The 13,744-nt window shown below is 41.9% G+C and carries 9 protein-coding genes and 1 pseudogene; 2 read left to right on the forward strand and 8 right to left on the reverse strand.

Annotation, left to right across the window (positions count from 1 at the left end; all coding sequences use genetic code 11):
- Positions 1-56 precede the first annotated feature (56 nt).
- The 6 genes and pseudogenes from tnpA to NYE33_RS02510 all read right to left on the reverse strand — a co-directional run.
- Positions 57-278: pseudogene (gene tnpA, locus NYE33_RS36420) on the reverse strand (IS66 family insertion sequence element accessory protein TnpA); the annotation flags it as partial.
- 264 nt (positions 279-542) lie between these two features.
- On the reverse strand, positions 543-737 hold the full coding sequence (locus NYE33_RS02490; protein WP_042132911.1) for a DUF4177 domain-containing protein: 195 nt from the start codon (positions 735-737) through the stop codon (positions 543-545).
- A 3-nt stretch (positions 738-740) separates the two neighbouring features.
- Positions 741-2,096, reverse strand: a complete 1,356-nt coding sequence (locus NYE33_RS02495) for a S8 family peptidase (protein ID WP_341064653.1) — start codon at positions 2,094-2,096, stop codon at positions 741-743.
- Positions 2,093-4,258, reverse strand: a complete 2,166-nt coding sequence (locus NYE33_RS02500) for a peptidase domain-containing ABC transporter (RefSeq protein ID WP_256703814.1) — start codon at positions 4,256-4,258, stop codon at positions 2,093-2,095. The genes NYE33_RS02495 and NYE33_RS02500 overlap by 4 nt, the downstream gene beginning before the upstream one ends.
- On the reverse strand, positions 4,255-7,368 hold the full coding sequence (locus tag NYE33_RS02505) for a type 2 lanthipeptide synthetase LanM family protein (RefSeq protein ID WP_081969793.1): 3,114 nt from the start codon (positions 7,366-7,368) through the stop codon (positions 4,255-4,257). Before NYE33_RS02505 ends, NYE33_RS02500 begins: the two co-directional genes overlap by 4 nt.
- A gap of 226 nt (positions 7,369-7,594) precedes the next feature.
- On the reverse strand, positions 7,595-7,807 hold the full coding sequence (locus tag NYE33_RS02510) for a class II lanthipeptide, LchA2/BrtA2 family (RefSeq protein WP_076243499.1): 213 nt from the start codon (positions 7,805-7,807) through the stop codon (positions 7,595-7,597).
- Between the two features lie 137 nt (positions 7,808-7,944).
- Here NYE33_RS02510 and NYE33_RS02515 point away from each other — a divergent pair, with 137 nt between their 5' ends.
- Complete coding sequence (locus NYE33_RS02515) at positions 7,945-8,190, forward strand: plantaricin C family lantibiotic (RefSeq protein ID WP_042132907.1); 246 nt, start codon at positions 7,945-7,947, stop codon at positions 8,188-8,190.
- Positions 8,191-8,309: 119 nt separating this feature from the next.
- Positions 8,310-11,453 (forward strand): type 2 lanthipeptide synthetase LanM family protein, encoded by a 3,144-nt coding sequence (locus NYE33_RS02520; protein ID WP_042132906.1) that lies wholly within the window; start codon positions 8,310-8,312, stop codon positions 11,451-11,453.
- Positions 11,454-11,556: 103 nt separating this feature from the next.
- On the opposite strand, the gene NYE33_RS02525 is transcribed toward NYE33_RS02520, so the two are convergent.
- Positions 11,557-12,501, reverse strand: coding sequence for an ABC transporter permease subunit (locus NYE33_RS02525; RefSeq protein ID WP_042132904.1), 945 nt, complete (start codon positions 12,499-12,501; stop codon positions 11,557-11,559).
- The gene (locus NYE33_RS02530; protein WP_231575267.1) at positions 12,501-13,418 is read right to left on the reverse strand and encodes an ABC transporter ATP-binding protein; all 918 of its coding nucleotides are present in this window, start codon (positions 13,416-13,418) and stop codon (positions 12,501-12,503) included. The genes NYE33_RS02525 and NYE33_RS02530 overlap by 1 nt, the downstream gene beginning before the upstream one ends.
- Positions 13,419-13,744 lie beyond the last annotated feature (326 nt).

The raw sequence follows: 13,744 nt of genomic DNA on the forward strand, positions 1-13,744 counted from the left end.
CGAAGCAGTTCAGGAGAAAAACCTGCCTGCACGTCAAGAGAGGCCGGACCGATATGAAGAGTCAAGGCGGAAGGCGAGGATCGCGGAGAAACGGTCACCGGAATAAAGGAAGGGGAGGAAGAGCGAGGCTGGCTGGAATCGATTTTGCGAAGCCAATATTTCAATTGATGTAGGGTCAAGCCCTGTGCTTCGCACCAGGCAGACATGGTGAGGCCACTGGCTCGATAGTCCCTGATGCGTGCTGTCCACTCATACTGGCGTTGTTCGGCATTGGTCATCTGGCAGATCTCCTTGATTTAAGATATGCCTATGATCTCATGACTGGCATAGGTTTCACAGGTGGGCTAGGTTCGACGCTTACCAGAATTCCGGCAGATGTTGCGGCGCAAGCAGGGTTAGCGGATGTTTTTACCGGGGCATATAAAAAAGACGGCCTTACTCCAACGAAACGCTGGGTTAAGACCGTTCTTTTCATGGTGCCGGAATAGCAGGAAGTATTGAAGAGCCCTCACCTTGACATCATGATAGGGATCAATAACAGATTATTCTTTTATGCGTTCAAATATGAGCTCCAGCGTAGATGCTTGTCCACCAGCCAGTAAAGGCATAGGAACAATACTATGCAGTTTCCACCCATCCGCTGCATAACGGTCAATCACTACCTTGAAGTCCTCCTTTACTTTACCGCTCATTATTCCTACAGAAATTGACACATAATTATATTCGTACTTGTCCATCCTTTATTCCCCCTCCGTCTTAGTATTTTTCTTTACAAGAGCCTTGTTTACAAGAATCTGTCCATAACCATATTGATCATCCCGGCCCGGATCACCAAGGTCGACAACACTTTTCTCCAGAAGATTAAGAATTTTATCTGATTTTGGAAATTTATGATGCTTGTCATAATAGTTAGAAATTAGCAATGCTGCTGTAGCTGATACCTGCGGAGCGGCCAAACTTGTTCCATATGAAAGAGAGTAACCTTGTGGAATATTTAATATGCTGTCCAGTGGTGTATTCGGCAATTGGCCGGGAAATGCGGTTAACATCAGATCCGTTACATTAATCTCTCCGGCCGTATCGAAGTTATCCCCAAAATAACCGCCATATGCAACATAATCAATATACGGTCCATAATTAGAATAGGGAGCCAATCTGTTGCTCTTTGTTACCGCCCCCACACTAATCACATTCTCAAGCATACTGGGAACATGTATCTCATTAGAAGCATTGTCATAATCTGCATTGGAACCGCGGTTTCCGGCCGATGCAACAACAATCACCTGATTTTTATCTGCATAATCAATCGCACGTTGATAAGCTTCTTGCAGGATATATCCTGCTTCGTCCAACTGAATGTAACTTCCGGCACTGATATTAATTACTTGATTTTTGTCATTGGTTGCCTGTACTACAGCACTGAGAAGATCAAAGCTGTTTCCTCCATTGTTATTCATAATTTTATATGGAACAATACTGATCTCCGGAGCCAGCAGATTCATTATCCCTGCAACTTGAGTACCATGCCCGTTTTGATCCTGAACGTTATTGTTGCCGTCTACATAATTCCAGCTATTTGCTGTAACAATTGTTTGTCCAAAATTCTCATTTGACAGATCCACACCGCTATCCAGAAGAGCTATCTTAACCTCGGGGTTACCCTCCTGGATTTTATATGTTTCATAATTGTTAGTCTGCGATTCCGCATACCACAGATATTCATTCAGTTCTTCTATCCCGTGTAAATCCCAGGAAATTTTGTTATGGAACAGCTTGGCTTCTGATGATTCTATAGGCTCTTTATACCAGGAAGCATCTACAGCAGCCGAGATATCCTGTAAACAGCTATTCAGTTGGCCGATATTTCCCTTTAATTGCAAGAAACCAATCTCCTGAATTTTTTTGACATTTATCTGGTTTTTAATAAGTATAGAGTCAATCTTCTTTATTTGCTTTGGTTTATCCAGTAGTACATATAAAGTCTCTGTCAGGCCCTCTTGCTCATCGGCGGCGTATGCCAATTTTATAGGATTTAGCAAAGAGCATATAAGCAGTAAGCATAATATAAGGGCTGCTTGGTTCTTACATGTTCTCAAATTGCACTTCCCCTTTCTTCAAATGGAAGATATGCACTTTCTTGAAATTTATCATAAAATTCTTTGTAAAATTCACTTGTTTTAAGCAGTTCCTGATGCGTACCACGGGCCACAATTCCCCCGTCCTCCATCACTATAATAAGGTCTGAGTCCATTATAGTGGTGAGCTTGTGTGCGATGACGATCCGGGTACATTGTAGCTTCCTGAGAAAAAGATCAATACGTTTTTCATTCTGATGATCCAATGAACTAGTGGCTTCATCCAACAACATGAGAGACGGTTTATTAAGCAACGCCCTTGCCAAGGCAATCCGCTGCCGTTGTCCTCCAGAAATATTCATTCCGAGTTCTGAAATCATTGTATTAAAACCCATGGGCATCCGGACAATATCCTCATATATTTCCGACATTTTGGTAACATCTTCAATATTTTCCATGCTGACATTCTCATTGTATACGGCAATATTATCTTTAATGCTCCTATTAAACAGCGAAGCATCCTGCGGTACAACACCAATCTGCTTGCGTAGAGCGCTTAAATTCAGTTCACGGATATCTTTTCTATCAAAGAGAATAGATCCCTCCGAAGGCATATACAAGCCAAGAATCAGTTTAGCTAGTGTACTCTTACCAGCCCCGGATTGCCCGACAATTGCTATTTTCTGTCCCGAAGAAATATCCAGATTGATATCTTTTACCACCAGCTCACTGTGCTCACTGTAGCGGAATGATACATTCTGCAAGAGAATATTCCCCTGAAAATCTTCAATAATCTCTTTATCATCGTCTGTATGCTCGAGCGGCTCATCCAATACATCCTGCACACGCTCAAGATACGCTCCAGTAAGTAAAAATGCATTGATCGTTTGCACAATAGAGCTGCTCATCCCGAAGAAATTATTTGAAAGCGAGTAAAACGCGATTAATTCACCTAACGAAAGCTGCTTGTTGAAAACCTGTGTAGCTCCAATCCATAACACCAGCAGCGGCGAGATCATTTGAAGAGTCCCTGAAATAGAAGCAATCAAATTCATGAATCCTTCCTTATTCCTGTAGGCATGAATCAGTTGATCAAGGAACGAGGACCAACGGCTATACGTTTCCTTCTCGATGCCCGCTGTTTTGATTCCAAAAATGCCGTATAAAAACTCTGTCTGATAGCTCTGGAGCTGGGATGTCTTTTGAATTTCGTTCTGATTGACCTCTTTCAGCCGGCGCTTTGTAAGAATCAATACCAGTAAATTTAACAGTGATAGGCCTATCACTGTTAATGTAAGAATTAGAGACTTGTTGAGCATATAAATTGTAATAAACGTAATTGCACTGATATCAAGGAGACCAAGTACGAGCCGCGAAGAAAGCATTTCTCTGATAACTCGGAGACTACTGGAGCGAAATAATAAATCACCGAACGATCTTAACTGAAAGAACTGATACGGAAGCTGCAGGATGTGGGAAAAGAAGTGCTGCATCATCCTTTTATCGAGCATATTATTGAGGACTATAATGAATTTCCCCCGGAAAAATTGAACACTCCCCTGTACAATTGTCAATAGAATGACGCTCAGCATAAATACGGACAACAATTGAACTTTATTAGCCGTAATAATATTGTCAATCAGATACTGGACCAAGATGGGCATGCCCAGAGTTCCTAGCTGATAGATAATAGCCATCACGAGGACAAGAGCCACATTTTTGGGTATCTCCATTAAATAATTAAGAAACTTACCCCATACCGATGCTTTTTTCTGCGGAACTACCTGCTCTGTTGGTATCATTTCCAATACGACGGAGTTATAGCTCTTCTGAAATTGTTCAAAGGACATCGTACATCTGCCCACGGCCGGGTCAATAATTTTCACACTGTTCTTGCCTATTTTATCGACAACTACATAATGATTTTCTTCCCAGTGGACAATTACTGGTAATTGCAGCCCAACGAGCTGGTGCAATTCAGCCCGGAATACCTTGGCTTCAAAGCCTAACCGCGTGGCCATACTTCGCATTGTATACATTGTGACACCATCGCGGCCTATACCTGCCATGTTACGCAATTCCCTCAGAGTCTTGTGTACCTTGTATTTTCCGGCCACCATAGAAATACAGCATACGCCACACTCCGTCTGTAGCATTTGCTCCACAAACGGTGTCTTCATCATGAACATATAACTTCCTCATATTTCGGAATATCTAATGAGAGAATCGATGGGATCTTGGGATCAAGAAATCTGAGCAAGCCTAAGCCAATTCCGCTGAGCCCGGTAAATAAACCAAGCGACTCAATATCAGGGTGCATTCCCGTTTGCCAAAGCTGTCCGGGTATCCGGTTGAACTGTGCCACGTTCTCTGTATCGACAGGTTCCCGCCCTGAAACCAGACTTCGAACATCCATAATTATGTTGCGGTTACCTACTTCACCATGACACATAGAGTGTCCGATAGGTCCGCTTTGTTCTTCTAGTACATCTTCCATTAAACGATCAATAAGCAGAAGCTCAGTCGGTACATCGGGCAGCAAAGATCCAATATGAGCCCGAGCCAACAAGATGCCATAAGAACCATGACACCAGTAATTGGATGCTAATGCGTGCTTATTCTCCCGCAAATCCAACCATTTCCGGCTGGCTTCTACATAAAATTCGTTCTCTATGCGTAGTAATTCTATAACTGTCTGCTCAATTGCATGTGACGAAAGCACACTCTGGACATGCGCCAAGGAAAAGACAATCCCGCTAAGACCATGGGCAAACCCGGCAGAACGCATGCTATCCTCTTGAAGGACTGTATTTCCCAGTTCCGACAGGAACTGATCTGTCAGACTCTGAAGCACTCTCTTAACTTCATCATTTGGATAGGCTTGATAAAGGTTAGTTAACACCTTAAGCAAGCCGGCATGTCCTCTGATAATATCAATATCTTTTTCTAACGGAAGAAGCTTTTCGATGGCGGGTAATGTATTGACAGCCCGCTCAAGCAGTGTGGCATCCCCCCACAAACAGCCTAGGTATGAATACAGATATACAAAAGTGCCAATACCAAAAAAGGCAGAAGTTGAATCCATATTGGCAAGCCAGTATGGTTCGTCATTTATCAACTCGTTCAAAATAGATCTTGCTGCTTTCTCATACTCCGCCGAGCCCAAGGTAACCCCCAACTGCGCGTAAAAAATTGCCAAGCCTCCTAATCCGTCATACACACCCGGCGGAAGCGGTGACAGATAGATAGCATCTTCATCACCAACATTGGTGCTAATCCAAACCGGCCCTCTGCCTTTTTCATCATACAATGCAGTAGACAATATTCCGTCGGCTATAGCTTGGACCTCTTCTTCCAGCGAAACAGACATGAGCTTTTGGGCCGGTTGCTCCAGATTCCCCTTCCATACATTGTCGATCAGCGTTGCCATTGAAAGAGAGATGTACCTCTCTTGCTTTAGACAATCGGCTTTAGAGAAGGAACGGATACGGGCCTTGACTAAGGCTATACTGCTTTCATTGTAGAAATTTTCAAACTCTTCACCTGCTGCATTATAAAGGTTCCTGTTGCCTGCGCGGAAAGTAAAATAAGGAACATCATGATTCACTAAATCATTAATCTCAGAACTTACAAATAAATGAGCACGATCGGACCATTCAGTAAGAGACCACATGTAGTCAAATAAACCCTCTCGGTCAATCCCTCTTTGCAAATATTTGGGATGTATGCTGGCATCCAGAAATTTACCGTACACATTGGTCGGTCTGAAGACATGCCGTATTTCATCATTACTAAAGATATCCATCAAAGACTCAAATTCATTCTTGTGCATTTCAATAGAATGATAGGTATCACGGAACCCTTCAAGCAAATATTGTTTATAGCTAAAAATATCAATTTCATGGCCATTAATGGCTGGAACATTAAGCTTATTCTGTGTTAACAATTCCTTTTCAGCAAAAAACATCGCATCTGTGCCAAAGTTAGTTATACCATAGCCCTTATTCTTCTTGGATTTCTGCCCTCCCCTCCCTGCAATGCCACTTAAATCATAGTCGAGCATCTGATCATGCTTAAATTTGATAGGCAGCATCAATGAGGACAGCACAGAATTCTTCAGCTCCAGCACGGTAACATGAAGTTCATTCTGGCTTTTAAATAAATCAAGGTGATTGTCAAACAACGTTTCCAAATCAATTAGAATGGGATACTCGCCAGAAGCGATTAAATTCTCATTATGAAAGTCGACCGAACGAAAAGCATAAAGCAATGCTACATTCATCCCTTGTCTGTAAAAAAACCGCTGAACCTGTGCTTCGTCAGTACAATCGTTGTAGGGAATAAACTCCTGCCATCCATATTTCTTGCGATCCAGCACCTTGGCTGTACGTAAAGGGTATTTCACACCGCTGTTATTCAGCCAGTTCACAACCTCAGTGAAATGAGCATCAACCATGAGTGAACGCGGCTTATAGACCAATTTACCCGCAGATGTCTCAATGATCTCAACACTGCTTCCTTTCTTGTGAGAATCCCCCAGATCCCCTTCGACTCCAATCAGGCAAGGCGTATGAAAACCAAATATAGCTTCAATGATTGCATAGTCTTGTATAAAACGGTTTACAAGCAATTTATGTATATCTATTAATTGAACAATACGCTCACAAAGAATTCTGCCCAGTACCGGATAGACCTCAAAAATTTCAGCAAAGTTTCTAGGATCGCCGAAATACTGTTCTACAAAATAAATATACCTGTCCTCTCCGGTGTTACCCTCCAACCTTCCTTCAAGTCTTGCTATATTCAGCTCCGCAATCAACATCTTAGTTGACAGCTTATCAATCTCGCCATGGATGATGGCAATAACACTGCTCATGTATTGATGGGTATCGATCTTATTCTCCATTAGAGGAGTTAATTGGGATAAGGCTTCAAAAAACACTTCAAACTCATGCTGAACGTACAAAATAAATGGAGTGAAATACGTAATAAAGGATTTATGGGGAAGCTCATATTTTATATCCGAGACAGCTTTTGGATCAAAGGCTGTAACTTCTTGAATAATCCGGACCCAATCCGGTGAATGGTTCTCCAGCAGTTCCTCATAATGATAAATTCCATATTCATAGTCTTGTTTGGTCATTTGGAGAGCACATAATTTATTGTTCAAGGCCTTGTCAGAGATGGTGTAATCAATTTCTTCTCCCCCATTGTCAAGTTGTCCTTTATGAAATGGAGTTAGTTCATGCAGGTATGCACTTTGCTTAAACGCGGTTTGAAGCTCAATCATCATAATTACCCCTTACTCATGAATTAATAAGAAGGCTGCCATAAAGACTAGCTTTACAGCAGCCGCGTTGCACATTCAATTGAGTTCATTATGTCCACAAGTTGACAGATTGACGATTACTCCAACTCTCACCTGCAGTTTCTTACCATGTTGTAATCCCCTAGATTCTTACATGAAAGGGTAGCCATTTATCTTAGCTTTTTAATTTAATTTGTATTGATAATTACTATTAGCACTTGCTGGTACATTTAGTAGTTGGGCAAAGATTAGCAGAAATATCTACTGCCCCAATGACGCAAGGCCATGATGATGTTGTAAGCGGAGTCGTTTCTGGATTCACGTCACCTGCTCCCCCGGTGAGCATTCTCAGTTCTTCCTCACTAACTACACCAACTGCATTGCTGGTTCTCAAAAACTCATTGCGGATTTGGGAATTTTTCATAATATAATCTCCTCTTTCCAATTATTTAACAATATGTAAGAATTGGGGTTGACTATCCTTTCCAAAAAATAATATACTATATTTGGAATTCCAAGTCTACCATTATTTTACCATTATTCAAAAAGGAGAGATTTATTATGTTTTTTAGCAAAGAGATGGTATCCGCATGGAAAAACCCGGTGGCAAGAAGAAACCTCGGTGATGTACCTCACCCTTCCGGTGATGTAATGGCAGAACTGAAAGATGAAGACCTTCAGAACTTCGCCGGCGGGTGGGATACAAACACCTTGACCACAAGTACAAGTATCTTTATCAGCCGTGGACTCGGCAACGATGGCTGGGTATGCACATGGAGCAAAGAGTGTATGCCAAGCTGTAATTAATCAGATCTTCTGAAGCTGCGGATGGGCGCCTAATTGCCCATCCGCTTTCTTTTCTTACACTTTTAAACAACTCATTTGCTATTCTTTATAACAAATACTTAATAGGTGTGTGCCAACTCATGACTAATAAATATTTTGTCTATAATGAAAGAAAGCCTGTTGCAGAAACTATCAGTAATGCGGAGATTCAGGAAAAGTCTGCTTATTGGCGGACATTGTTTAATGACGATCAGGACTGGCTTAACAAATCCATTTCAATCTTCACCGGCGACAGTGTGGAATTACTCGCTAAGTCCTCTTTAACCCCCTTTATTGAATGGAATACCGGCAAAGCATATCACTATGATCACTGGATGAATGTAAAAGACCTTTTTTTCGCCACTTATAACCAGCCTCAATCCACGAATGTAATGCATCACAGCTCACTTATTTTTGATGCTCTGCTAACACGCTTCGCTTATGTAGCCGATTCCCAGTTTGCTTCTTATAATGTGTTGCTTCCTGCCTCCGTTAAAGAAAAGACTCTGTATCATTTAAAAGAAACCCTGTTGGAAATATCCTATCAAACCCTAATTCTTGAACTGAACGTATTACGGGTGCATGAGCAACTGGCTGGCGAAACGTCTGAAGAAAGGTATTTAAACTTCAATGACTCTTTCCTTAATGATCGCTCTTATATCCTATCCTTTTTTGAAGAATATCCGGTGCTGCTCCGAATCCTATGTACTAAAACGGCTTATTGGATAAACAACGTCGCGGAATTGTTACAGCGCCTCGGAACAGACGCCGAACAAATCAAAGACTATTTTGGCGTAAGCGGAGAACTTACCGATTTGGATCTTGGTCTTGGAGACTCCCATGACAAAGGGAAAATGGTGGCAATCCTTACTTTTGGAAACAAAAAGGTTGTATACAAACCCCGAAGCCATGAAGTTGATCTCAAGTTCCAGCAAATCCTAAGTTGGATAAATCATAGACAGCCGCTAAAGCAATTAGCCACTAACGCTATACTTAATTGTGGGACCTATGGTTGGTCTAATTTTGTTATGTACCGGGAATGTGACTCATTGGAGCAGTTGAATGACTACTATATTCGGCTGGGTCAACTGCTGGCCATTCTGTATAGTATTGATGCTGTTGACTTTCATCATGAGAATATTATTGCCTGCGGGGATCACCCGGTGCTAATTGACTTGGAATCTCTGTTTCATCAGAGCAAATACATTGAAATCTCTATGGATACTGCTATTGCCAAAGCACGATACATACTGACCCGTTCGGTTAATTCAACCGGAATTCTTCCTTTTAACGCCTATTATGAGAAGAAAGATAGCAATAAGGTGCTCGACTTAAGCGGACTTAGCGGGAAAGAAGCCCAAAAAGCACCGTTTGAGGCATATCAGCTTAAGCAGTCTTTTCGTGATGACATGCATTTGGCCAAGGATTCTTTTGAAATTCAAGAGGCGCTGAATGTGCCAAAGCTGGAGGGTAAGCCTGTTGAAATTGTTGATTATCTAGCTTCCATTATGGACGGCTTCCGGCAGGTGTACCGACTTATTTATCAAGACAGATCCTCCTACATTGCACTTTTAACAATATTTGAGGCTTGTCCTGTGAGAACCATTATCCGGCCGACAGCCGTCTATGCCCTGTTACTTAAACGAAGCTACCATCCTGACTTCCTGCGGGATGCGGTTGACCGGGAAGTATTCATGAGTAGACTAGAGAAGCCTGTGAATGAAAACACGAATGCCGATGTCGTAAAAAGTGAACTGCTTGATCTTTTGGACGGGGATATTCCCTATTTCTTATCCTCTCCTTCCAGCACACACTTGGAATTGACGAATCAAACACTGGTCATGGATTATTTTGAGAAGTCGGCGTTAGACCGAGTAAGAGATAAAATTCATTCCCTGTCAGAAACTGACCTTAGTGAGCAAATTCATGTTATACGTATGTCCATCCTGGCCTCCTTCAATGCAAAGCATCATAAAGATTCACTGGCTTTAAGCAAAGAAACCGGGCACATTGCAGTTGAAGAAGCGAACGGAATCAACATTCTAGATAGCTCAAAGAGAGTTGGTCGATATGTTGTGGAACAATCCATTACTGCCGAAGGCAGTGAGGATATTAGCTGGATTAGCACAATGATTAAAGGTATTGATGAAATTTCCTGGACGATATCTCCTGTCAACCTGGATTTATATAACGGTGTAGCCGGTATTGGCTTCTACCTTAGCTATCTCGGCAAGCTAATTCCTGAGGATAGACAGTTTGAGGATGCTACAGTGCGATGCGTAAATACTGTTATTGATTCACTGCACGAGCTGCAGAAACAAGATATAGATTGGACACCTTATGTAGAATTGGGCGGATTCACTGGAATTACAAGCTATCTATACTTCCTGCAGCACGCATCGGTTAACCAACGGCGTCCCGAATGGTTCCAGGCTGCACTGCAATTTCTACCGCTGATTGGAGAATCGATTGAGAAGGATACTCAATTTGATATTACCGGAGGAGCTGCGGGTGCCTTAATGGTGCTTCTATCCCTTTATGAGCAGCAAAAAGAACAGGAAATCCTTGTGCTTGCGAAGCGATGTGTGCGTCATTTACAGTCTAGTGCAACAGCAATGCCCGTTGGCATCGCCTGGCGCGATCCTTATCACCAGAAGTTCTATACCGGCTTTGCACATGGCTCCTCAGGAATTTTGGCCGCACTCGCAAAATACAATAAACTGATGGAAGATCCTACGGTCCGGCGTACGATTGAGGAAGGCTTGTTATTTGAGAGAAGTATGTACGTAACTGATGAAAAGAATTGGAGATCTATTGGAAGAGATCAGCTTTCCGTTGCCTGGTGCCACGGAGCCCCCGGCATCCTGCTCTCCCGTCACATTTTACGCGAAAGCGGTTATCACGATGCTATGCTGGAATCAGAAATTGAAGCCGGGATTGAGACTACGCTCAGATTAGGTCTGGATAATAATAGATCCTTCTGCCACGGAGATTTTGGGCAGCTTGAGATCCTAAGAAATTTCTCAGACCAATATCCTGCTGTAAAGACAGCAGTATCTGACCTTTCCGGAAGGCTCCTGGAGTATTACAGTAAGTATAGAATGAATGGAGGTGTGTCACGCGGAGTGGAGGCTGTCGGCCTAATGCTTGGATGGAGCGGGGTAGGCTTTGGACTGCTCAAAGAAGCTTTTCCTGGTAAACTGCCGCAGATTCTTCATCTAGCCCCACCCAATGATTTTAACTAGTTCTGATCAGTCAATCTAAGCGCGTCGAGGTACTCAGAATCACTTCTCTGATAACCTCACGCGCTTTTTTCTGCATACCGGCAACGGCTGATAAGGAATACTATTAAACGGTGATATCCCTTTTGGTAAAAGTGAGATAGGAGATTCCCATAAACGCAACAAAGTAGACTATCATGATAATCACTGAAAAAGAAAGGTTCATTCCCTCTATCACTGGCGTGCCATCTAAATATGTAGATAAGTCGTAATTGGTAAAAATCAAATATTTGGTCCAATCATATTTCGTTGCAAAAAATTGCGTCAGCGTAGTTCCAGTGAAATATAGCAGCAAGGAGACACTCACTGAAAGTAACGCATTTCTGAACAACACGGATATAGCAAAGGCTAAGGTTGCCATCATTATAATAGTCAAAAGCGTTGCCAAATACTTTAGACACAGATAGACTGTCATCGACATCTTTATGACCTCGCCATTCTGATAAGCAAGATAATAATTGTTTCCACCTGTTCCCAGCCCCACATACCCCAATAATGATGCAAATATCAGGAATGTCACAAACAACAGGATAATATTTATTACTGTAGATATATATTTCAGCAGAAGGAAACTTCCTCTGCGAATCGGTGAGGTTATTACAAATTTAATAGTTCCTTTTGAATATTCAGCGGAAATGGCATTAGCAGCAAAGACAATAGCCACCAAGGTAATCAGTGTGGTCAATGGTCTTAGTTCGTTGATCAGTGTCAATACGTCATATTTGGTCGAAGGGGCAAGATCCTGATCAAGCCTGTATTGATTCACTATGATTTGTTCGGAGAGGAAACGGTGCATAGGCATGCTTGGCTGAAGAATAGCGATCTGTTTCTGATCTTCCTTGATTTGATTCTCGATCCCGGATCTCCAGTTTGTATTCCCATTTGTAATGTCTGAGCTGCTGAAACCAATTAAAACTGCATATCCTACAGTAATGATGAATAGCATTATGGTGATCAACCATGTGTTACGGTTATTATAAAATCGATATAGTTCATTTCTAAGTAACCGCATCAGCTTACCCCCTTATCACTTTTCAATAATTCAATAAAATCTTCTTCCAGTGTCTTTCTGCCCTGTTTCATATTCAGCACGTCAATATCATGCTGCCTCAACATGTGGATTACACTCATAATTTGTTCTTCAGGTAACAAAAATGCCAGATCATTCGCTCCGTTGTTATTCTCCACTTTATGGCCGGCTTTTATTAACAGCTGTTTAGCTTGTTCTACATGTAACCGCTCGAATGAAAGAGTATAGCGGAACTCATTAATCATTCTGAGATTCTCTTTAATTTCCACTATTTCTCCGTTATTCATAACACCATAGTAGTCACACAACATCTCCACCTCGGATAATAAATGACTGGAGAGAAAGACTGTTTTCCCTCGCTTCTCAGCAAGCTCTCTGAGTATTTTACGTAGATCAATAATACCTTGAGGGTCCAATCCGTTAGTCGGCTCATCCAAAATGACCAGATCAGGATTATGCAGCAGCGAAACCGCCAGACCCAGGCGCTGTTTCATACCTAACGAATACTTCTTGACCCGTTTGTTCGCACTCTCATTCAATCCAAATGCCTTAAGCTGGCGTACGATGTCTTCCTTGCCCAGCTTTTTACGAAAGGCTGATATATAGCGCAAGTTCTGGAATCCTGTCATTTCTTCGTAAAATGACGGGTTCTCTATCACAGCACCCGTTCTTTCTATAGCATTTTTATAATCAGATTGAATGGAACTGCCCCCGATGCGGACATCACCCGAACTCATCTTCATCATACCCACCATGATCTTGATTAAGGTTGTCTTTCCGGCTCCGTTCGGTCCAAGCAGTCCGAATATTTTCCCTTTCGGAACTGACAAACTAACATTCTTTAGTATATCCTTGCTCCCCATTTTTTTAGAGATTTGATCAATAATTAAAAAGTCCAATTTGTAATCCTCCCAAGACGGATGCTGTATCCGTCATTTAATTCTGTTTCCATAAACCAATCCAGATAAAAAAACCAGTTATGATGGACAATGAAAACAGTATTGTGACCATATTTCTATACTGATCATAACTCAGGTCTACCCAAGAACTAATGAATATGATCAGTGAAAAGCTGCTGCATAAGACAAGAAACATAACTTTAAAAAATTTGTTTAAAATGTAGATTCCCCGCTCATCTCGGATCTTGGAAACACAAATTACGATTCCTATAAATGCCATAAACCCTGCTACTGCAAGGATGGAGTTCATAAGAGAAAGAGAGCTC

Origin of the sequence: Paenibacillus sp. FSL R10-2199 (assembly GCF_038000235.1) — a bacterium.
Classification (GTDB): domain Bacteria; phylum Bacillota; class Bacilli; order Paenibacillales; family Paenibacillaceae; genus Paenibacillus_AQ; species Paenibacillus_AQ phytohabitans.

Coding starts and splice junctions, on each gene's coding strand:
- NYE33_RS02500 (WP_256703814.1), bottom strand. CDS start 4,258: ATGATGAAGACACCGTTTGTGGAGCAAATGCTACAGACGGAGTGTGGC.
- NYE33_RS02505 (WP_081969793.1), bottom strand. CDS start 7,368: ATGATGATTGAGCTTCAAACCGCGTTTAAGCAAAGTGCATACCTGCAT.
- NYE33_RS02510 (WP_076243499.1), bottom strand. CDS start 7,807: ATGAAAAATTCCCAAATCCGCAATGAGTTTTTGAGAACCAGCAATGCA.
- NYE33_RS02490 (WP_042132911.1), bottom strand. CDS start 737: ATGGACAAGTACGAATATAATTATGTGTCAATTTCTGTAGGAATAATG.
- NYE33_RS02515 (WP_042132907.1), top strand. CDS start 7,945: ATGTTTTTTAGCAAAGAGATGGTATCCGCATGGAAAAACCCGGTGGCA.
- NYE33_RS02520 (WP_042132906.1), top strand. CDS start 8,310: ATGACTAATAAATATTTTGTCTATAATGAAAGAAAGCCTGTTGCAGAA.
- NYE33_RS02525 (WP_042132904.1), bottom strand. CDS start 12,501: ATGCGGTTACTTAGAAATGAACTATATCGATTTTATAATAACCGTAAC.